Annotated in this window: 19 protein-coding genes; 12 read left to right on the top strand and 7 right to left on the bottom strand. The window is 59.5% G+C overall.

Features of this window, described 5'->3' with window-relative positions; genetic code table 11:
* Window positions 1-596: 596 nt before the first annotated feature.
* From ACYZT6_RS06665 to ACYZT6_RS06655, 3 genes are all read right to left on the bottom strand, one after another.
* Window positions 597-2,255, bottom strand: a complete 1,659-nt coding sequence (locus tag ACYZT6_RS06665) for a cation acetate symporter (protein WP_462026223.1) — start codon at window positions 2,253-2,255, stop codon at window positions 597-599.
* A complete protein-coding gene (locus ACYZT6_RS06660) occupies window positions 2,252-2,563 on the bottom strand; it encodes a DUF485 domain-containing protein (protein WP_131061562.1) in 312 nt (103 codons plus the stop codon). The genes ACYZT6_RS06665 and ACYZT6_RS06660 overlap by 4 nt, the downstream gene beginning before the upstream one ends.
* A gap of 287 nt (window positions 2,564-2,850) precedes the next feature.
* The gene (locus tag ACYZT6_RS06655; protein ID WP_109628631.1) at window positions 2,851-3,702 is read right to left on the bottom strand and encodes a glycine betaine ABC transporter substrate-binding protein; all 852 of its coding nucleotides are present in this window, start codon (window positions 3,700-3,702) and stop codon (window positions 2,851-2,853) included.
* Window positions 3,703-4,002: 300 nt separating this feature from the next.
* On the opposite strand from ACYZT6_RS06655, the gene ACYZT6_RS06650 reads away from it, so the two are divergent.
* Window positions 4,003-5,598 carry a glycoside hydrolase family 17 protein gene (locus ACYZT6_RS06650; RefSeq protein ID WP_462026222.1) on the top strand — a complete coding sequence of 532 codons (1,596 nt, stop codon included), beginning with the start codon at window positions 4,003-4,005 and terminating at the stop codon, window positions 5,596-5,598.
* Window positions 5,599-5,721: 123 nt separating this feature from the next.
* On the opposite strand, the gene ACYZT6_RS06645 is transcribed toward ACYZT6_RS06650, so the two are convergent.
* Window positions 5,722-6,090 carry a hypothetical protein gene (locus ACYZT6_RS06645; RefSeq protein ID WP_462026221.1) on the bottom strand — a complete coding sequence of 123 codons (369 nt, stop codon included), beginning with the start codon at window positions 6,088-6,090 and terminating at the stop codon, window positions 5,722-5,724.
* Window positions 6,091-6,313: 223 nt separating this feature from the next.
* Here ACYZT6_RS06645 and ACYZT6_RS06640 point away from each other — a divergent pair, with 223 nt between their 5' ends.
* The gene (locus ACYZT6_RS06640) at window positions 6,314-7,612 is read left to right on the top strand and encodes a serine/threonine protein kinase (RefSeq protein WP_462026220.1); all 1,299 of its coding nucleotides are present in this window, start codon (window positions 6,314-6,316) and stop codon (window positions 7,610-7,612) included.
* The gene (locus ACYZT6_RS06635; RefSeq protein ID WP_462026219.1) at window positions 7,605-8,393 is read left to right on the top strand and encodes an MlaA family lipoprotein; all 789 of its coding nucleotides are present in this window, start codon (window positions 7,605-7,607) and stop codon (window positions 8,391-8,393) included. The genes ACYZT6_RS06640 and ACYZT6_RS06635 overlap by 8 nt, the downstream gene beginning before the upstream one ends.
* 155 nt (window positions 8,394-8,548) lie before the next feature.
* On the opposite strand, the gene ACYZT6_RS06630 is transcribed toward ACYZT6_RS06635, so the two are convergent.
* Window positions 8,549-9,463: a DUF808 domain-containing protein gene (locus tag ACYZT6_RS06630; RefSeq protein ID WP_462026218.1), complete on the bottom strand. Its 915-nt coding sequence runs from the start codon at window positions 9,461-9,463 to the stop codon at window positions 8,549-8,551.
* Between the two features lie 134 nt (window positions 9,464-9,597).
* On the opposite strand from ACYZT6_RS06630, the gene ACYZT6_RS06625 reads away from it, so the two are divergent.
* Window positions 9,598-10,206, top strand: coding sequence for a TetR/AcrR family transcriptional regulator (locus ACYZT6_RS06625; protein WP_438662594.1), 609 nt, complete (start codon window positions 9,598-9,600; stop codon window positions 10,204-10,206).
* A 125-nt stretch (window positions 10,207-10,331) separates the two neighbouring features.
* On the opposite strand, the gene ACYZT6_RS06620 is transcribed toward ACYZT6_RS06625, so the two are convergent.
* Both ACYZT6_RS06620 and ACYZT6_RS06615 read right to left on the bottom strand, forming a co-directional pair.
* Entirely contained in the window at window positions 10,332-10,790 is a 459-nt protein-coding gene (locus tag ACYZT6_RS06620) for an REP-associated tyrosine transposase (protein ID WP_462026217.1), read from the bottom strand.
* A 212-nt stretch (window positions 10,791-11,002) separates the two neighbouring features.
* Window positions 11,003-11,443 carry a GlcG/HbpS family heme-binding protein gene (locus ACYZT6_RS06615; protein ID WP_462026216.1) on the bottom strand — a complete coding sequence of 147 codons (441 nt, stop codon included), beginning with the start codon at window positions 11,441-11,443 and terminating at the stop codon, window positions 11,003-11,005.
* Window positions 11,444-11,723: 280 nt separating this feature from the next.
* Here ACYZT6_RS06615 and gcl point away from each other — a divergent pair, with 280 nt between their 5' ends.
* The 8 genes from gcl to ACYZT6_RS06575 all read left to right on the top strand — a co-directional run bounded on the left by gcl (window position 11,724) and on the right by ACYZT6_RS06575 (window position 21,308).
* On the top strand, window positions 11,724-13,499 hold the full coding sequence (gene gcl, locus ACYZT6_RS06610) for a glyoxylate carboligase (RefSeq protein ID WP_462026215.1): 1,776 nt from the start codon (window positions 11,724-11,726) through the stop codon (window positions 13,497-13,499).
* A gap of 142 nt (window positions 13,500-13,641) precedes the next feature.
* Complete coding sequence (gene hyi / locus ACYZT6_RS06605) at window positions 13,642-14,424, top strand: hydroxypyruvate isomerase (RefSeq protein WP_008026777.1); 783 nt, start codon at window positions 13,642-13,644, stop codon at window positions 14,422-14,424.
* Window positions 14,425-14,596: 172 nt separating this feature from the next.
* Window positions 14,597-15,487 carry a 2-hydroxy-3-oxopropionate reductase gene (locus ACYZT6_RS06600; protein ID WP_462026214.1) on the top strand — a complete coding sequence of 297 codons (891 nt, stop codon included), beginning with the start codon at window positions 14,597-14,599 and terminating at the stop codon, window positions 15,485-15,487.
* Between the two features lie 144 nt (window positions 15,488-15,631).
* A complete protein-coding gene (locus ACYZT6_RS06595; protein WP_462026213.1) occupies window positions 15,632-16,912 on the top strand; it encodes a glycerate kinase type-2 family protein in 1,281 nt (426 codons plus the stop codon).
* Complete coding sequence (gene pyk / locus ACYZT6_RS06590; protein ID WP_010456886.1) at window positions 16,902-18,317, top strand: pyruvate kinase; 1,416 nt, start codon at window positions 16,902-16,904, stop codon at window positions 18,315-18,317. The genes ACYZT6_RS06595 and pyk overlap by 11 nt, the downstream gene beginning before the upstream one ends.
* Window positions 18,318-18,437: 120 nt before the next feature.
* Entirely contained in the window at window positions 18,438-19,361 is a 924-nt protein-coding gene (locus tag ACYZT6_RS06585) for an urea transporter (RefSeq protein ID WP_462026212.1), read from the top strand.
* Window positions 19,362-19,382: 21 nt separating this feature from the next.
* Complete coding sequence (locus ACYZT6_RS06580; protein WP_462026211.1) at window positions 19,383-20,207, top strand: ion transporter; 825 nt, start codon at window positions 19,383-19,385, stop codon at window positions 20,205-20,207.
* 102 nt (window positions 20,208-20,309) lie between these two features.
* On the top strand, window positions 20,310-21,308 hold the full coding sequence (locus ACYZT6_RS06575) for a sulfate ABC transporter substrate-binding protein (protein ID WP_462026210.1): 999 nt from the start codon (window positions 20,310-20,312) through the stop codon (window positions 21,306-21,308).
* Window positions 21,309-21,379: the final 71 nt, after the last annotated feature.

Here is a 21,379-nt window from a genome sequence, read left to right as displayed (position 1 = left end):
CAGGCTCACTCCCACAGTGGATTGATGTACACCTGCAAGAAATCGGTCGGCTGTCAGGCCGCCTTCGCGGGCAAGCCTCGCTCCTACAAAAGCATGCAGAGCAGCGTACGGCTTTTGCTCTTCACCACTCATCAGGCCGAGCGTTAGCTCGCCTTCAGCTTTTGATCTACCCGCCCCTTTCGGGAGGCTGAGTGGAGGTGTTCATCCGGGGAGTGGCGCGCAGCGCCGTTCGACGCAGTCGAACACGCTGCATGTAGGTGCAGCGAAGCCAACCGGAGGGCAGTGTCCCCGGATGGATACCGGAGCGAAGGTACACCGAGCCTAGGCGAGGGGCCGGACGCTCGGGGCGAGCGTTTTTTTGCTTACTTTTTTTAGGCGCTTGTAAAAAAAGTGAGTCGCCGTAAGGGCGAAACCGCCAGCCGCCGTTATCGCAGGAATGGATATGTACCCGGAAAGCAAGAACATGGTCGGCTATCAGGCCGCCATCGCTGGCAGGCCAGCTCCCACAGAGTCAAAGCAACGCAAAAAAAAAATGCCCCGATCTCTCGACCGGGGCATTTCTGTTTAACGCAACTTACACAGACAAACTTGAAGCCTTAGTGAGAAACCGCCCCACTCGCCCCCAACCCGGTCTGCGAACGAACAAACTGCGGGAAGAACAGCGCGCGCTCTTTAACGCCAGCCGCGGACTTGTCAGTGATCGAGAAGAACCAGATCCCGACAAACGCAATGGCCATCGAGAACAACGCCGGGTACTCATACGGGAAGATAGCCTTCTCGTGATGCAGAATCTGCACCCAAATGGTTGGCCCAAGCACCATCAAACCAACCGCACTCACCAGACCCAACCAGCCACCGATCATCGCACCGCGAGTGGTCAGCTTCTTCCAGTACATGGAAAGCAGCAGCACCGGGAAGTTACAGCTCGCCGCGATGGAGAACGCCAGGCCCACCATGAACGCGATGTTCTGGCTTTCGAACAGAATGCCCAGGCCGATCGCCAGCACCGCCAAAGCGATGGTGGTGATTTTCGAGACACGGATCTCGTCCTTCTCGTTGGCCTTGCCTTTCTTGATCACGCTGGCATACAGGTCATGAGACACCGCCGAAGCACCAGCCAGAGTCAAACCGGCAACCACTGCCAGAATGGTCGCGAACGCTACCGCCGAGATGAAGCCAAGGAAAATGCTGCCACCCACCGCGTTGGCCAGGTGCACCGCCGCCATGTTGTTACCGCCCAACAGCGCGCCAGCCGCATCTTTAAAGGCCGGATTGGTGCTGACCAGCAGGATCGCGCCGAAGCCGATGATGAAGGTCAGGATGTAGAAGTAGCCAATGAAGCCGGTTGCATACAGCACGCTCTTGCGAGCTTCCTTCGCGTCACTCACGGTGAAGAAGCGCATCAGGATATGCGGCAGGCCAGCGGTACCGAACATCAGTGCCAGCCCCAAGGAGAACGCGGAGACCGGATCTTTCACCAGACCGCCCGGGCTCATGATTGCTTCGCCTTTGGCGTGAACCTTGATCGCCTCGGAGAACAGCGTGTTGAAGTCAAAGTTGACGTGCTTCATCACCATCAGCGCCATGAATGAGGCACCGGACAGCAACAGCACGGCCTTGATGATCTGCACCCAAGTGGTCGCCAGCATGCCGCCGAACAGCACGTACATGCACATCAGGACGCCGACCAGGATCACCGCTACGTGGTAATCCAGACCGAACAGCAACTGGATCAGCTTGCCGGCCCCGACCATTTGCGCGATCAGGTAGAACGCCACCACCACCAGCGAACCGCAAGCGGACAGCGAGCGAATCTGGGTTTGCCCAAGGCGGTAGGACGCCACATCGGCAAAGGTGTACTTACCCAGGTTACGCAGGCGCTCGGCGATCAGGAACAGAATGATCGGCCAGCCCACCAGGAAGCCGATCGAGTAGATCAGGCCATCGTAGCCGGAAGTGAACACCAGGGCGGAAATACCCAGGAAAGACGCCGCGGACATGTAGTCACCGGCAATCGCCAGACCATTCTGGAAACCGGTGATCTTGCCGCCGGCCGCATAGTAGTCGGCCGCCGAGTTATTTTTCTTGGAGGCCCAGTAGGTGATATACAAAGTCGCGCCGACGAAAGCCACGAACATCAGAATCGCGGCGACGTTCAACGGTTGTTTCTGAACGGCGCCGGTCAGGGCCTCAGCCGCCCAGGCACCCGGTGCGAATGCTGCAACACTCAATAAAGCCAATAGACGCCGGATCATTGCTGAGCCTCCTTGAGAATCAGATTGTTCAGGTCGTCGAATTCGCCATTGGCGCGTCGTACGTAGATTGCAGTCAGGACAAAGGCCGACAGAATCAGCCCGACACCAATCGGTATCCCCCAGGTAATCGAAGATTCGGGGCTGATTTTCGCCCCCAGAATATGCGGCCCGTAAGCAATCAAAAGGATGAATCCGGAGTAAAGCCCAAGCATGATCGCTGAAAGAATCCAGGCGAACTTTTCTCGCTTACTAACCAGCTCCTTGAAGCGCGGGCTGTTTTGAATCGAGAGGTAAATGCTGTCGTTCATTGTTTTTATCCTCGCAGCACAGATTAAAGTTGGAACGTTATCCACTCTATGCGGCTGCGGAACAGGTTCCAGACGACCTTAGTATTAGAACGACATGACAGAATCGCCAATGTTCGGTATTGAGTGATTTCTGTAGGAGCCAGCGGTGCGACGATTCGACTTGCCGGCGAAGGCGCCCTCTTGATCGCCTTCGCCGGCAAGCCTGGCTCCTACAAAAAAACAAAAGGCCCCTCGGCTTTTACACCGAGGGGCCTTTGAGAGGTGCTGACTAGAGCCGTCAGCTCAAATCATTTGATCCAGTCTGCAACGCGTTCCGGGTGTTTGGCCACCCAGTCCTTGGCAGCGGCTTCAGGCTTGGCGCCATCTTGAATCGCCAACATCACTTCGCCGATTTCGTCTTTCGACGCCCACTGGAAGTTCTTCAGGAACTTGGCCACTTCCGGTGCTTTGGTTGCCAGTTCTTTGCTACCGATGTTGTTCACGGTTTCAGCCGCGCCATAAACGCCTTTCGGGTCGTCCAGGAAGCGCAGTTTCCACTTGGCGAACATCCAGTGCGGCACCCAACCGGTCACAGCGATGGATTCGTTTTTCTTCTCGGCACGGGTCAGCTCGGCAATCATGCCGGCGCCGGAACTGGCCTTGAGTTGATATCCGGTCAGGTCGTAATCCTTGATTGCCTGCTCGGTTTTGAGCATCACGCCCGAACCGGCGTCGATGCCGACGATGCGTTTCTTGAAGGTGTCGTCAGTTTTCAGATCGTCAATGGTTTTGGCCTTGACGTACTCCGGCACGATCAAGCCGATTTTTGCATCCTTGAAGTTCGGACCGTAATCGACGACTTGATCCTTGTTCTTGGTCCAGTATTCGCCGTGGGTCACCGGCAGCCAGGCGGACAACATGGCGTCGAGTTTACCTGTGGCCACGCCCTGCCACATGATCCCGGTGGCGACGGCTTGCAGTTTCACGTCATAACCCAGCTTCTGCTTGATCACTTCGGCGGCCACATGCGTGGTCGCGACGCTGTCGGACCAACCGTCAACGTAACCGATGCTCAGGGTTTTGCTCTCGGCATTGGCCATAGTGGAGCCAATCGCAAGCACCAGAGCGGCACCGGCGCCTAAAAGTCGTCGCATCTTCATCGTTACTTCCCCGAAAGTGCTGCGCTCGACGGGTGCCGAGTCGCGTCAACGTATTGTTATGGTGCACAGCGCCCCCATCACGCCCACCGCAAACTCGTTCGAACATCAGCGTGATTTATCTATGAGAGCACTGATGCGTCGATAATCAACCTGACGCCAACCGGAACCTGTGCTGTCAGCGACCTCAAGGCATCGAGAAACGACATCAGAACGCCATTAATCACGACCACCTCGGATGCGCCGGCCGATCCGCCCGAACTTTGCATGTCAAAATCATGCAAGGCCCCTAGCGCGGGGCAAATGCAGGTAACATGCGCGGCTTTGCTCCCAGACGGCCTGACCATGCCCGCGACATCCCGCTTTCCTTTACTGGCTTATCTCTTCGCGTGTCTGCTGGGGCTGTTTACCCTTGGCGGCTTCTGGTATGGCATCGGCAAACCGGTGATTCTGCCGGACGTCGCGAGTGCGACGCACAAGCTGCAATGCGCCTCCTACACCCCGTTCGACAAGGACCAGTCACCGTACGACGTGCCGTTCAAGTTGCGCCCCGAGCGCATGGACGCTGACCTCGCGCTGCTGGCCAAAAGCTTCGAGTGCATCCGCACTTATTCCATGACCGGCCTCGAGGCGGTGCCCGCTCTGGCGCGCAAGCATGGTCTGAAGTTGATGATCGGCGCCTGGGTCAATAGCAACCCGGTGGACACCGAGAAAGAAGTCGACCTGCTGATCGCCTCGGCCAACGCCAACGCGGACGTGGTGACCTCGGTGATCGTCGGCAACGAAACCCTGCTGCGCAAGGAAGTGACGGGGGCGCAGTTGGCGAAGCTGATCAACAAAGTCAAAAGCCAGGTCAAGCAGCCGGTCACTTACGCGGACGTCTGGGAGTTTTGGCTCAAGCACCCGGAAATCGCCCCGGCGGTGGATTTCCTGACCATCCATTTGCTGCCGTACTGGGAAGATGATCCCTCGAATATCGACGCCGCGTTGCAGCATGTGGCTGAAGTGCGTCAGGTGTTCGGCAACAAATTCGCACCTAAAGACGTGGTGATTGGCGAAACCGGCTGGCCGAGTGAAGGCCGTCAGCGCGAAACCGCCCTGCCGAGCCGGGTCAATGAAGCCAAATTCATCCGTGGTTTTGTCATCATGGCCGAGCAGCAAGGCTGGCATTACAACCTGATCGAAGCCTTCGACCAGCCATGGAAACGCGCCAGCGAAGGTGCGGTCGGCGGTTACTGGGGGCTGTTCGATGCCGATCGTCAGGACAAAGGCGTGCTGGCCGGCCCGGTGTCGAACGTGCCGTACTGGGCGCAGTGGCTGGCCGTTGGCGGTTTGATCTTCCTTGGCACGCTGATGCTCGGCGGGCGTGTACGCACCACGCGCGCTGCCTTGGTGCTGCCGCTGCTCGGCGCACTGGCGGCTTGCTCGATTGGCGCCTGGGGCGATCTGGCGCGTGTCACCACGCGTTTTGCCAGTGAATGGTTATGGGTGGCGTTGCTGACGGGTTTGAACCTGTCGGTGCTGGCCCACGCTGCGCTGACGCTGAGCGCTCGCACCGGTTGGCGTGAGCGGGCGTTCAATGCATTGGAACGGCGAGCGGGCTGGCTGGTTGCTGCGGCCGGTTTTGCGGCGGCGGTGATGATGCTGGAGCTGGTGTTCGATCCACGCTATCGCAGCTTCCCGAGTGTCGCCTTCATACTGCCAGCGCTGGTTTACCTGTGCCGTCCGGTGAGCGTGCCGCGTCGTGAAATCGCCCTGCTGACCTTCATCATCGGCGCCGGCATTGCGCCGCAGCTGTATCAAGAAGGATTGCAGAACCAGCAGGCCTGGGGTTGGGCGCTGGTGAGTGCGTTGATGGTGGCGGCGTTGTGGCGCAGTTTGCGGGTTCGTAAGGCCTGATCTTCAGCGAAGCTCCTGGCCTCTTCGCGGGCAAGCCTCGCGCCTACAAGTATTGAGTCGTTCATCAATTTCATGAACGACTCAATACTTGTAGGAGCGAGGCTCGCCCGCGAAGACGGACTATCAGGCGCTATGGGATGCCCGAACCAGACGCAAAGCGGCAATCACCACCGCAAACACCGCCAACGTCGTGTTGTACAACGCCAGCGCCGGAAACCCGAACACCAGCGCCAGCACCGCCAGCCACCACCCGGCCCGGCCCGGCACCACAAAACCGATGATCGCGGCGGCCAATGCGGCGAAGCCCAACACCTTGAAGTGAATCATCAAGCCCAGGTTCGAACGAATCTGGCATTCCCAGCGGCTCGCCTCGTCCACGCAGAGGCCAACCCATTGCGCATCCTCCATAAAGCCATAACGCGCGCCATAACTGGCGGCCAGCCATAACGGCAAAAGAACGAGTAGCAGAATCACGGGAAGACGGCGGGACATGAAGCACTCCAATAAACGAAAACGGCGGCCAGCTTAATCGCCCGACAGCGGTAAGCAAACGCGCGTAGCAGATAATTGGTCACGAAATAGCTGCAAAGTGTATCGTCCAGCTACTATTGATCCGAAATTAGCCTGATTGGTGCCGCAGCATGGCACTTTGGCGCAAACCCCGTGGTCATAGCCTGCGAACTTCATTCGGCACCTTCCTCTAAGGGATCTAGTCATGCTCCGTTCCTTGCGCTTCGCCGCCCTGTTTGGCGGCCTTATTTTGAGTGCGTCCGCACTGGCGGTCGATATCGACGCCGCCAGTTATGGCTACCCCTTGACCAACCCGTTCGAGGCGACCATCGCCACGACTCCGCCAGACCTGCGTCCGGAGTTGCCGCTGGACGACGACATCGATCAGCAGACACGCAGCGTGACTCTGCGCCCGGAGCGTGCATTTGAACTGCCGGACAACTTCTGGCCGGTCAAAAAGCTGACTTACCGCATCGCCACGCAAGACAAGGCGGCCCCGCTGATCTTCCTGATCGCCGGTACCGGTGCGCGTTATGACAGCAGCCTCAACGAATACCTGAAAAAGCTCTACTACAAGGCCGGCTATCACGTGGTGCAATTGTCGTCGCCCACCAGTTTCGACTTTATGAGCGCGGCCTCACGCTTTGCCACCCCCGGTATCACCAAGGAAGACGCCGAAGACATGTACCGGGTGATGCAGGCCGTGCGGGCGCAAAACCCGAAAGTCGCCGTCACCGATTACTACCTGACCGGCTACAGCCTGGGTGCGCTGGACGCAGCATTCGTCGCACACCTGGACGAAACCCGCCGCAGCTTCAACTTCAAGAAAGTCTTGCTGCTCAACCCGCCGGTCAACCTCTACACCTCGATCACCAACCTGGACAAGCTGGTCCAGACCGAGGTCAAGGGCATCAACAACAGCACCACTTTCTACGAACTGGTGCTGAACAAACTGACCCGCTACTTCCAGCAAAAAGGCTACATCGACCTCAACGATGCCCTGCTCTACGACTTCCAGCAGTCCAAGCAGCACCTGACCAACGAACAGATGGCCATGCTGATCGGCACCTCGTTCCGCTTCTCGGCGGCCGACATTGCTTTCACCTCGGACCTGATCAACCGTCGTGGCCTGATCACCCCGCCGAAAACCCCGATCACCGAAGGCACCAGCCTCACGCCGTACCTCAAGCGTGCGCTGCAGTGCGATTTCGACTGCTACATCACCGAACAAGTGATCCCGATGTGGCGTGCACGAACCGATGGCGGGAGCCTGCTGCAACTGATCGATCAGGCCAGCCTGTACGCCTTGAAGGATTACCTGCATGACAGCCCGAAAATCGCTGTCATGCACAACGCCGACGACGTGATCCTCGGCCCGGGTGACCTCGGCTTCCTGCGCAAGACCTTCGGCGACCGTTTGACCGTTTATCCACTGGGCGGCCATTGCGGCAACCTTAACTACCGCGTCAACAGCGACGCCATGCTGGAGTTTTTCCGTGGCTAAATACCTCCTGCTTATCGCTGCGTTACTCTGTGCAGGCGTCGCCAATGCCGACAACAGCAAGGCCAACGCACCGGTTGTGGTCGACACTGACGGCTTCAAAGAGCCGCTGACTAAACTCAAGTTCAACCCGGGGCTGGATCAGCGCGAGTTCGAACGCTCGACGCTCAATGCGCTGAACGTCTACGACCCGCTGGAAGAGTGGAACCGCCGGGTTTATCACTTCAACTATCGCTTCGACCAATGGGTGTTCCTGCCGGTGGTCGACGGTTATCGCTACATCACCCCGAGTTTCCTGCGCACCGGCGTCAGCAACTTCTTCAATAACATCGGCGATGTGCCAAACCTGATGAACAGCCTGCTGCAGTTCAAAGGCAAGCGTTCGATGGAAACCACCGCGCGCCTGCTGCTCAACACCACCGTCGGCATCGCCGGCCTGTGGGACCCGGCCACCGCCATGGGCCTGCCACGTCAGGCCGAAGACTTCGGTCAGACTCTCGGCTTCTACGGTGTACCGGGCGGCGCCTACTTCGTGTTGCCGATCCTCGGCCCGTCGAACATCCGCGACACCGGCGGCCTGGTGGTGGACTTCAGCGCCGAATCGGCGATCAACTTCCTGAACGTCTCCGAAGTCAGCTCCAACCATCCTGAGGTCTGGGCCCTGCGCGGCGTCGACAAGCGCTACCAGAACAGCTTCCGCTACGGCCAGCTGAACTCGCCGTTCGAGTACGAGAAAGTGCGTTACGTTTATACCGAGTCGCGCAAGTTGCAGATCGCCGAGTAATTCATCGGCCACAAAAAAGGCCATTCGATGCAGATCGAATGGCCTGATCGTTTCCACGCTCTGCGTGGGAATGCAGCCCGTGACGCTCTGCGTCACATCTGGAAGCGGACGCAGAGCGTCCAATTGAGGCATTCCCACGCAGAGCGTGGGAACGATCAACCTCTGAGGGTTTTCCAGATTTTGCTTGCTACCATGACGCCGGCCAACACCACCGCACCCGCCACAATCCCCGCCACCGCATTCAGCAACGTCGGCACGATAAACCCGGCACCGCCCGCCCCTGCGCTAACGCTTTCAATCCAGTGATGAACCACCGGCACGCCATGGGTCAGAATCCCGCCGCCCACCAGAAACATCGCCGCCGTACCAATCACCGACAGGCTTTTCATCATGTACGGCGCCGCACGCAGAATCCCGCCGCCGATGCTTTTGGCCATCTGCCCGGGCTTCTGGGTCAGCCACAGGCCGAGATCATCGAGTTTGACGATGCCCGCCACCAGGCCATAGACACCGACGGTCATGACGATGGCGATGCCTGACAACACGATGACTTGCTGAGTCAACGACGCACCTGCCACGGTGCCGAGGGTGATGGCGATGATTTCCGCCGACAGAATGAAGTCAGTGCGGATGGCGCCCTTGATCTTGTCCTGCTCGAACGCCACCAGATCAACCGCCGGATCGGCCACCGCCTCGACCAGTTCAGCATGCTCGGCCTGGTCTTCAGCCTTGCTGTGCAGGAATTTGTGGGCGAGTTTCTCGAAACCTTCGAAGCACAGATACGCGCCGCCGATCATCAACAACGGCGTGACTAGCCAGGGAATGAATGCGCTGATGGCCAGGGCTGACGGCACCAGGATCAGTTTGTTGAGAAACGAGCCCTTGGCCACCGCCCATACGACCGGGATTTCCCGCTCGGCACGTACGCCGCTGACCTGCTGGGCGTTGAGCGCGAGATCGTCGCCGAGCACGCCGGCGGTCTTCTTCGCGGCCATTTTGGTCATCAACGCCACATCGTCGAGAACCGCGGCAATGTCGTCAATCAGCAACAGCAAACTGCTTCCTGCCATGAATCAGGTGTCCTTCTGGTATGAATGCCGCGCAGCATAGCGCGACCGAGCGCCACACGGGGCATTCTTGAGCGCCGCGCGAGCCCGGTGCTACCATGCGCAACCGCCAGAACAGGCAAGGAACCCCCTGGTTTATGAGCACTATCCGCGAGCGCAACAAAGAATTGATCCTGCGTGCCGCCAGTGAAGAATTTGCGGACAAGGGCTTCGCTGCGACCAAAACCAGTGACATCGCAGCCAAGGCGGGACTGCCCAAGCCCAACGTCTATTACTATTTCAAATCCAAGGAAAACCTCTACCGCGAGGTCCTGGAAAGCATCATCGAACCCATCCTGCAGGCCTCGACGCCGTTCAACGCCGACGGTGTGCCCAGCGAAGTGCTGAGCGGCTACATCCGCTCGAAAATCCGCATCTCCCGCGACCTGCCCTTCGCCTCCAAGGTGTTCGCCAGCGAAATCATGCACGGCGCCCCGCACCTGAGCGCCGACCTGGTCGAACAGCTCAACGGCCAGGCCAGGCACAACATCGACTGCATCCAGACCTGGATCGACCGCGGGCAAATCGCCCCGATTGATCCTAACCACCTGATGTTCAGCATTTGGGCCGCGACCCAGACGTATGCCGACTTTGACTGGCAGATCACTGCCATCACTGGCAAGGCCAAGCTGGATGAAGAGGATTATGAAGCGGCGGCGCAGACGATTATTCGGTTGGTGCTGAAGGGGTGTGAGCCGGATCGCTAGACCGAGTGGACCCAATCGCGGGCAAGCCCGCTCCCACAAGGATCCAGGGTGTTCACAAATTTTGTGTCCACCCACAAACACTGTGGGAGCGGGCTTGCCCGTGATGGCGGCAACTCGGAGCTTGATCAAAGCCAAATAGCATCCCACAGCGGATAGTCGCCCAGACGTTCAACGAGCCCTGCCCGCAATGGGTTAGCGACAACATACCGAGCCAGCTTCACCAAATCCTCTTCCCGCCTCAATGCTCTGTCGTGATAGCCCTGCTGCCAAAGTGGTCCACTCCTGCTGCTGGAAAGATTCACCTCGCGAGTACTCAATGACTTGGTTTGACGCATCAGATTGCTGAGCGAACATTTCTCCAATTCGACCAGCCAGTGGAAGTGATCAGGCATCACAACCCATGCCAGTGAGTTCACCATCCCCAGGTTTTGTGCTCGGCGAAACTGATGAACAACCAATCTACCCAAAGCGAAATCAGCAAAAACAGGCTTGCGGTCAAGTGTATTGGTGGTCAACAAATAGATTCGATTGGGTTCGGCGTAGCGCCCCATCCGCAGGCGATGTGAAGCAGGTAAATCAGGCATTCCTTTGCCTCTCTCATCATGAATTCATGAGAAGCCTAGACATGTGACTGCCAGAGAGCGGGACAGACTTTTAGCTGGATGTGTCTGATAAATAGTCATCGCGGGCAAGCCCGCTCCCACAAGGATCGCTGAAGTGCACAGATTTTGTGTGCACTCGCAAATCATGTGGGAGCGGGCTTGCCCGCGATAGCAATGGATCAGTCGATACAAGATCAAGCACTCACCCCAGCATCCGCCCGCAACCCCACCGCCTCAATCGCACTGATCGCACACTGCTCGTCTACATCCGACAGATCCCCGCTGATCCCTACCGCCCCCAGCACGTTCCCGTCCTGATCCCGAATCAACACACCACCCGGTGCCGGCACGACGCTGCCCTGCCCCAGGCTGTTTAACGCAGCAAAAAAGGCCGGGCGTTGTTGGGCGTCCAGTGCCAGCAGGCGTGAACCCTTGCCGAGGGCGATGGCGCCCCAGGCTTTGCCGATGGCGACCTGCGGGCGCAGCAGGCTGGCGCCGTCTTCGCGTTGCAGGGAAATCAAGTGCCCGCCGGCATCCAGGACCGCGATGGTCAATGGAGCCGCGGAGATTGCACGCCCTGCGCAAATGGCCTGATTGATCAGGTTGACTGCAACTTTCAAGGTTAAAGCGCTCATGGTGCCGTCCTCATTTTGTTATAGGGAAAGCCAGTGGACTGCGTGTTTGTGCCGCGCGCTTGTGCCGCAGTCCGATGCAACAAATAGAACACAATGAGTTATTTTTTTGTATACAATAATTCTCGAAAAGCGCCACATGCGACGAAAAGCCACAGCGGCACGGGCTTCCGACGAATGAAACAGTCGCTTGAGAAAATGGATTGACCTGCGCCGTCCGCCGTGAATACACTCTGCGCAAAGCCACTTGTATACAATTACAAAACGTAAGAGGCACAAAACAATGAGCAAAATGAGAGCAATCGAAGCCGCCGTTCTGGTGATGCGCCGTGAAGGGGTTGATACCGCTTTTGGCATCCCGGGCGCCGCGATCAACCCGCTGTACAACGCCTTGCAGAAGGTCGGTGGCATCGATCACGTCCTCGCGCGCCACGTTGAAGGTGCCTCGCACATGGCCGAGGGCTACACCCGCACCAAGGCCGGCAACATCGGCGTGTGCATCGGCACTTCCGGCCCGGCCGGTACCGACATGGTCACCGGGCTCTACAGCGCCTCGGCCGATTCGATCCCGATTCTGTGCATCACCGGGCAAGCCCCCCGCGCCCGTATGCACAAGGAAGACTTCCAGGCCGTCGACATCACCACCATCGTCAAGCCAGTGACCAAGTGGGCAACCACTGTCATGGAGCCGGGCCAGGTGCCGTACGCGTTCCAGAAAGCCTTCTATGAAATGCGCTCCGGCCGTCCAGGCCCGGTGCTGATCGACCTGCCGTTCGACGTGCAGATGGCCGAGATCGAATTCGACATCGACGCCTACGAGCCACTGCCGCTGGCCAAGCCGACCGCTAACCGCGTGCAAATCGAGAAGGCCCTGGCCATGCTCGATCAGGCCGAGCGCCCATTGCTGGTTGCCGGTGGCGGCATCATCAATGCCGACGCCAGCGAGTTGCTGGTGGAGTTCGCCGAGCTGACCGGCATTCCGGTTATTCCGACCCTGATGGGTTGGGGCACGATTCCGGACGATCACCCGCTGATGGTCGGCATGGTTGGCTTGCAGACGTCGCACCGTTACGGCAACGCCACCCTGCTGAAGTCCGACGTGGTCTTGGGCGTCGGTAACCGTTGGGCCAACCGTCACACCGGTTCGATCGACGTGTACACCGAAGGCCGCAAGTTCATTCACGTCGACATCGAGCCGACGCAAATCGGCCGCGTATTCAACCCGGACCTGGGCATCGTCTCCGACGCCGCTGCCGCGCTGACCGTGTTCATCGAAGTCGCTCGCGAATGGCAAGCCGCCGGCAAGCTGAAAAACCGTAGCGCCTGGCTGCAAGACTGCCAGCAGCGTAAAGCCAGCCTGCAGCGCAAGACTCACTTCGATAACGTGCCGGTCAAGCCGCAACGGGTTTACGAAGAGATGAACCAGGTGTTCGGCAAAGACACCTGCTACGTCAGCACCATCGGTCTGTCGCAGATTGCCGGCGCGCAGTTCCTGCACGTCTACAAGCCGCGTCACTGGATCAACTGCGGCCAGGCCGGCCCGTTGGGCTGGACCATTCCGGCGGCGCTGGGCGTGGTCAAGGCCGATCCGACCCGCAAGGTCGTGGCGCTGTCGGGCGACTATGATTTCCAGTTCATGATCGAAGAGTTGGCGGTGGGCGCGCAGTTCAAGCTGCCGTACATCCACGTTGTGGTAAACAACTCGTACCTGGGGCTGATCCGTCAGGCTCAGCGCGGTTTCGACATGGACTACTGCGTGCAGCTGTCCTTCGATAACCTCAACGCTCCGGAACTCAACGGTTACGGTGTCGACCACGTCGCGGTCGCCGAAGGCCTCGGCTGCAAGGCGCTGCGTGTGTTCGAACCGGGTCAGATCCAGCCCGCCCTGCGCAAAGCCCAAGAGCTGATCGAAGAGTTCAAGGTGCCGGTGATCGTCGAGATTATTCTGGAGCGCGTCACCAACATTTCCATGGGCACCGAGATCAACGCCGTCAACGAATTCGAAGACCTGGCGCTGGTCGGCAACGATGCGCCAACGGCGATTTCGTTGCTTGATTAAGATGACCTGAAACCTGTAGCAGCTGCCGAGGCACGAGGCTGCGTTGGGCTGCGAAGCGGCCCCCGACGGCGGTCCTTCGGACACGCAACGCAGCCTCGTTCCTCGGCAGCTGCTACAGGACCTATTTTTACGGGAGACCACCATGCCGCGTTTCGCAGCCAACCTGTCCATGCTGTTCACTGAGCAGGATTTTCTTGCCCGTTTCGAAGCGGCCGCCAAGGCCGGCTTCAGTGGTGTCGAATACCTGTTCCCTTACGACTTCAGCTCCGCCGAGATCAAGGCCAAGCTCGATGCCAACGGTCTGACCCAAGTGCTGTTCAACCTGCCGGCCGGTGACTGGGCCAAGGGCGAACGCGGTATCGCTTGTCTGCCGGACCGTGTCGAAGAATTCCGCGCCGGTGTCGATCTGGCGATCGCTTACGCGCAAGTGCTGGGCAACACCCAGGTCAATTGCCTGGCGGGTATCCGTCCACAAGGCGTCGACGATGCCACCGTGGAAAAAACCTTCGTCGCCAACCTCAAGTACGCCGCCGACAAGCTGCAAGCGGCGGGCATCAAGCTGGTGATGGAAGCGATCAACACCCGCGACATCCCGGGTTTCTACCTGAACAACACGGCGCAAGCCCTGTCGATTCGTGAGCAGGTCGGCAGCGCCAACCTGTTCCTGCAATACGACATCTACCACATGCAAATCATGGAGGGCGACCTGGCCCGCACTCTGCAATCGCACCTGGGCGAGATCAACCACGTGCAGCTGGCGGACAACCCAGGGCGCAACGAACCAGGCACCGGTGAAATCAACTACCGCTTCCTGTTCGAACACCTCGACCGCATTGGTTATCAGGGTTGGGTGGGTTGCGAATACAAGCCGCTGACCACCACTGAAGCGGGTTTGGGCTGGCTGAAAACCCATAACGCGATCTGATCTGACACCGCGTCATCGTTCTTCGCGGGCAAGCCTCGCTCCTACAGGATCAGGTTGATACGCAATTGGGCGACCGACACATACCCGTAGGAGCGAGGCTTGCCCGCGAAGGCGTCCTCGCTGACACCCACGAATTTTGCGAACAGAGCAATAAAAACAAGAGGAATTTCTCATGGCTAAAATCGGATTTATTGGCACCGGCATCATGGGCCACCCAATGGCGTTGAACCTGCAGAAAGCCGGTCACAGCTTGTTCCTGTCGGCGCACCACGACGCCGCGCCTGCCGATCTGATCGCCGGTGGCGCCGTCGCGCTGGCGAACCCGAAAGAAGTCGCCCAGGAAGCAGAAGTCATCATCATCATGGTGCCGGATACCCCACAGGTCGACGACGTGCTGTTCCGCGCCGACGGCGTTGCGGCCGGCGTGGGCAAAGGCAAAATCGTCATCGACATGAGCTCGATCTCGCCGACCGCCACCAAAGCCTTCGCGGCCAAGGTCAACGAAAAAGGCGCGCAGTACCTCGACGCGCCAGTGTCTGGCGGCGAAGTCGGGGCCAAGGCTGCGAGCCTGAGCATCATGGTCGGTGGCGACGCCGACGCCTTCGAACGCGCACTGCCGCTGTTCCAGGCGATGGGCAAGAACATCACCCTGGTCGGCGGCAACGGCGACGGTCAAACCGCGAAAGTGGCGAACCAGATCATCGTCGCGCTGAACATCCAGGCCGTGGCCGAAGCCCTGCTGTTCGCTTCAAAAAACGGTGCCGATCCAGCCAAGGTGCGTGAAGCGCTGATGGGCGGTTTCGCCTCGTCGAAGATCCTCGAAGTGCACGGCGAGCGCATGATCAAAGGCACCTTCGACCCAGGTTTCCGCATCAGCCTGCACCAGAAGGACCTCAACCTGGCTCTGGCCGGCGCGCGCGAGTTGGGCATCAACCTGCCGAACACCGCCAATACCCAGCAAGTGTTCAGCACCTGCGCGGCCATCGGTGGCAGCAACTGGGACCACTCGGCGCTGATCAAAGGCCTGGAACACATGGCGAATTTCTCGATTCGCGATAAATAACAACCGCACCCGCCCTCTGTAGGAGCGAGGCTTGCCCGCGAAGGCGTCCTTGAATGCGCCAAAAGCTTCGCGGGCAAGCCTCGCTCCTACAGAGGGCGATGCAAGGCCCGATATCCCCAATAACAAGAAATCCGGGAGCCCGCCATGTCGGTCAATCCGCAACAATTCCTGCGCGAGCTGTTTGCCACAGCCATCGACGCGGCCCATCCGCAGCAAGTCCTCGAAGCCCATTTGCCCAAAGATCGCAGCGGTCGGGTGATCGTCATTGGCGCCGGCAAAGCCGCAGCCGCCATGGCTCAGGTTGTCGAGCGTTGCTGGCAGGGTGAAGTGTCCGGGCTGGTGGTGACGCGTTACGGTCACGGCGCCCCCTGCGAAAAAATCGAAGTCGTCGAAGCCGCTCACCCGGTGCCTGACGCGGCCGGTCAAGCCGTCGCCAAGCGTGTATTTGAACTGGTCAGCAACCTGACTGAAGACGACCGCGTGATCTTCCTGCTCTCGGGCGGCGGTTCTGCGCTGCTGGCATTGCCGGCGGCCGGCATCACCCTGGCCGACAAGCAATCGATCAACAAAGCGCTGCTCAAATCCGGCGCCACCATCGGCGAAATGAATTGCGTGCGCAAACACCTCTCGGCGATCAAGGGCGGCCGCCTCGGCAAGGCCTGCTGGCCGGCCACTGTTTACACCTATGCGATTTCCGATGTGCCGGGCGACCTCGCCACGGTCATCGCCTCCGGCCCCACCGTGGCCGACCCGAGCACTTCGGCCGAAGCCCTGGCGATTCTCAAACGCTACGGCATCGACGTTCCGGCCTCGGTGCGCAACTGGCTGCAGAGCCCGGAATCGGAGACGGTCAAACCCGGCGATTCGAGCCTGGCGCGCAGCTATTTCCAGTTGATCGCCCGTCCCCAGCAATCGCTTGAAGCGGCCGCGGTGAAAGCCCGTCAGGCCGGTTTCAGCCCGCTTATCCTCGGTGACCTGGAAGGCGAATCCCGCGAAGTGGCCAAAGTTCATGCCGGTATCGCCCGACAGGTCGTGCTCCACGGTCAGCCGCTGGCAGCGCCTTGCGTGATCCTCTCGGGCGGCGAAACCACCGTTACCGTACGCGGCAATGGCCGTGGCGGACGCAACGCCGAATTCCTGCTCAGCCTCACCGACAGCCTCAAAGGCCTGCCCGGCGTCTACGCCCTGGCCGGTGACACCGACGGCATCGACGGCTCCGAAGACAACGCCGGCGCCATCATGACCCCGGACAGCTACGCCCGCGCCGCCGCCCTCGGTTTGAGCGCCAGCGACGAGTTGGACAACAACAATGGCTACGGTTATTTCGAGGCGCTGGACGCACTGATCGTCACCGAGCCGACCCGCACCAACGTCAACGACTTCCGCGCCATCCTGATCCTCGAGAGCCCAAAAAATGACGCCTGACAAGAAGGTTAAAATCCTCGCCACCCTCGGCCCTGCCACCGACGGGATCGACGACATCCGTGAGCTGGTGCAGGCCGGGGTCAACATTTTTCGCCTGAACTTCAGCCACGGCGATCACGCCGACCACGCTCAGCGTTATCAGTGGATTCGTGAAGTCGAGCGCCAGCTGAATTACCCGCTGGGCATTCTGATGGACCTGCAAGGCCCGAAACTTCGGGTCGGCAAGTTCGCCGAAGGCAAAGTGCAACTGCATCGCGGCCAGGCCTTGCGCCTGGACCTCGACCCGACGCCGGGTGATCAGCGCCGGGTCAATCTGCCTCACCCGGAAATCATCGCCGCGCTGGAACCCGGCATGGACCTGCTGCTGGACGACGGCAAGCTGCGCCTTCGCGTGGTCACCAAGTACGCCGACGCGATCGACACCACTGTGCTTAACGGCGGTGAGCTCTCGGATCGCAAAGGTGTGAACGTGCCGCAAGCGGTGCTGGAGTTGAGCCCGCTGACCGCCAAGGATCGTCGTGACTTGAGTTTTGGTCTGGAGCTGGGTGTGGACTGGGTCGCGCTGTCGTTCGTGCAGCGTCCGGAAGACATCCGCGAAGCCCGCGAACTGATCGGCGACAAAGCGTTTTTGATGGCCAAGATCGAGAAGCCATCGGCGGTGACTCAGCTGCGGGAAATCGCCGAATTGAGCGACGCGATCATGGTCGCTCGCGGTGACCTCGGCGTGGAAGTGCCGGCCGAAAGCGTGCCGCAGATCCAGAAAAACATCATCAGCCTCTGCCGCGAACTCGGCAAACCGGTGGTGGTGGCCACGCAGATGCTCGAATCGATGCGCTTCTCCCCTGCTCCGACCCGCGCCGAAGTCACTGATGTAGCCAATGCCGTGGCCGAAGGGGCCGATGCGGTGATGCTGTCGGCGGAAACCGCGTCCGGCGAGTACCCGCTGGAAGCCGTGCAGATGATGAGCAAGATCATTCGCCAGGTGGAAAACGGTCCGGATTATCAGGCGCAACTGGACGTGAGCCGGCCGAAGGCTGAGGCGACTGTTTCTGATGCGATCAGTTGCGCGATCCGCCGCATCAGCAATGTGCTGCCGGTGGCGGTGCTGGTCAATTACAGCGAGTCGGGGACGTCGAGTCTGCGTGCGGCGCGGGAACGGCCGACAGTGCCGATCCTGAACCTGACGCCAAACCTGCAGACCGCGCGCCGCTTGACCGTGGCGTGGGGCGTGCATTCGGTGGTCAATGACCGGCTGCGGCAGGTGGATGAAGTGTGCTCGACAGCGCTGGAAATTGCGCAGGCGCAAGGGATGGCGCAGCGCGGGGATACTTTATTGATCACGGCGGGTGTGCCGTTTGGGCAGCCGGGGTCGACTAACTCGTTGCGTATCGAGACATTGATCTAGAGCGCCCATTCCGGCCTCTTCGCGGGCAAGCCTCGCTCCTACAGGGACAGAGTATCCCTGTAGGAGCGAGGCTTGCCCGCGAAGAACGATGACACGGTCTTCCTGACACATTGAACTAAAATGCCTGCCAACCACTTCAACACCCACTGCCCCGATTGGGCGACTGCCCTGCTCAACGGCTTCAGCCAGATCTTCCTCCAGCGCCATCCGCTGTGCGGTCTGCTGTGCCTGTTGGCGATTCTTTTCACCGCGCCCACCCTGCTCGGCGGTGCGCTGCTGGGCGGTGTCGCCGGGCTGCTCACCGCGCAACGACGCGGTTATGCCAAGGCCGATCGTCAGGCCGGGCTGTTCAGTTACAACGGTGTTTTGCTTGGTCTGCTGCTGAGCCTCTATTTCCCCTGGTCCGCGCTGTTGCCGCCGCTGATCATCGCTGCGGGTGGACTGAGTGCGATGCTCACTCAACAGTGGCTCAAACGCGTCCGGGTCAGCCAGTACCTGCCGGCCTATACCGCGCCCTTCGTGGGGCTGGGCTGGTTGCTGCTGTGCTTCGCCACGCCCTCGACCAATGCGCACTTGATCGAAATCACTACGCTGAACATGCTCGCCGCCCCCCTGAAAGGCCTCGGCCAGGTGATGTTCCTCGGTCACCCGTTGGCCGGCGCGATGATTGCCGCAGGTTTACTGATCGCTGATCGCCGTGCATTCTGCTGGGCGTTGTTGGCGTCTGTCGCGGGCATGGGCTGGAGCCTGCTGCATCACGACTTCTATACCGCGTTGATCGGCCTCGGTGGCTATAACGCTGTACTCGCCGCCCTCGCCTTCAGTTCGCAGCGCCAGCAGCCCTGGCTGCCGTGGCTGCCGCTCATCGGTATTGCATCAGCGCTGCTGCTGACCCCGGTGTTTGCCGCCATCGGTCTGCCAACGCTGACGGCGCCGTTCATCCTCTCCTGCTGGCTTATTCGCACGGTTGTTCAAATGCTCGGCAAGACCCCTGTCGCCCGTACGCCTTGCACTCTGGAGGAGAATCAACCTAGGCTTCGCTGATCATTGGTTCAGGCGGTATCCATGGACAGCAGCAAAAACTGGCGTGAAGAGCTTTACGTCATGGTTTTCCAGAGCGACACCAAGGCCGGGCGGCGCTTCGACGGCATCTTGCTGTTGATCATCCTCGCCAGCATCGTGATCGTGATGCTCGACAGCATCGACACGGTCCACAAGAACTACGCCGACGTGCTGGCGTACATCGAGTGGGGTTTCACCATCATCTTCGCCATCGAATATGGCTTGCGTCTGTACTGCTCGCCCAAGCCGTTGCGCTATGCGTTCAGCTTTTATGGGCTGGTGGATTTGCTGGCGATCGTGCCCGGCATCCTGGCGCTGTATTACGCCGATGCGCAGTACCTGCTGATTATCCGGATCATTCGGATGCTGCGGATTTTCCGCGTGCTCAAGCTCAGCCCGTACCTCAAGCAAGCCAACTATTTGATGTCGGCGCTGCGCGGCAGCAAGCAGAAGATCGTGGTGTTTCTGGTCAGCGTCTGCACGCTGGTGACGGTGTTCGGCACGCTGATGTACGTGATCGAAGGCCCGGAACACGGCTTCACCAGCATTCCCAAAGGCATCTACTGGGCGATCGTCACGTTGACCACGGTGGGCTTCGGCGACATCGTGCCCAAGACGCCGCTGGGCCAGGTGGTTTCGTCGCTGGTGATGATCACCGGTTACTCGATCATCGCCGTGCCCACCGGAATTTTCACCGCCGAACTGGCCAATGCCATGCGCGGTGAACAGCTGCAACACGACTGCCCGGTGTGCAAGAAAAACAGCCATGAACATGGGGCGGCGTTCTGCTCCCGTTGCGGCAATGCATTGTTTAAGAAACTGGAATAAGCAAAGTGCTTTTTAATCTTTAAAGGCCTATGCAAGCCCGGCTATAGTCCCTGGCAAATTGCCTCACTTTTTATATAAAAACTTTCGAACAAGGACTGCGCAGTGAAAAAACTCTTTGGCGCCTCACTTCTGGCCGCTGGCCTGGCACTGACCAGCGTGGCCCAGGCCGCACCGACCCTGCTCAACGTTTCCTACGACGTGATGCGAGATTTCTACAAGGACTACAACACTGCGTTCCAGAAACACTGGCAAGCCGAACACAACGAAAACATCACCCTGCAGATGTCCTTTGGCGGCTCCAGCAAACAGGCGCGTTCGGTGATCGATGGCCTGCCGGCTGACGTTATCACCATGAACATGGCCACCGACATCAATGCCCTGGCAGACAACGGCAAACTGGTCCCGGACAACTGGGTCACCCGCCTGCCGAACAACAGCGCGCCGTTCACCTCGGCCACTGTGTTCATCGTGCGCAAAGGCAACCCGAAAGCCCTGAAAGACTGGCCAGACCTGCTCAAGGACGGCGTACAAGTGATCGTGCCGAACCCGAAGACCTCGGGTAACGGTCGCTACACCTACCTGTCCGCCTGGGGTTATGTGCTGAAAAACGGCGGTGACGAGAACAAGGCCAAAGACTTCGTCGGCAAGCTATTCAAGCAAGCGCCGGTGCTGGATACCGGGGGCCGTGCAGCCACCACCACGTTCATGACCAACCAGCTCGGTGACGTGCTGGTGACCTTCGAAAACGAAGCGGAAATGATTGCCCGTGAGTTTGGTCGCGATCAGTTTGAAGTGATCTACCCAAGCGTCTCCGCTGAAGCCGAGCCGCCGGTATCGGTGGTCGACAAAACCGTCGACAAGAAAGGCACCCGCGCGGCGGCCGAGGAATACCTGAAGTACCTGTGGTCACCGGAAGGTCAGGAAATTGCAGCGGCCAACTACCTGCGTCCACGTGATCCGGCGGTGCTGGCCAAGTACACCGATCGTTTCCCGAAAGTGGATTTTCTGTCGGTGGAGAAGACCTTTGGCGACTGGCGGACGGTGCAGAAGACCCACTTCAATGATGGTGGGGTTTTTGATCAGATTTACACCGGTCAGTAATTCCTGAGCTGAATGAAAAAGGCGACCTGCAGAGGTCGCCTTTTTTGTGGGTTTTCTGCGATCACAGATTC

The organism is Pseudomonas sp. RT6P73 (assembly GCF_054897715.1).
The sequence above is the reverse complement of the archived record's forward strand: the minus strand, read 5'-3'. Positions and strand labels throughout refer to the sequence as shown.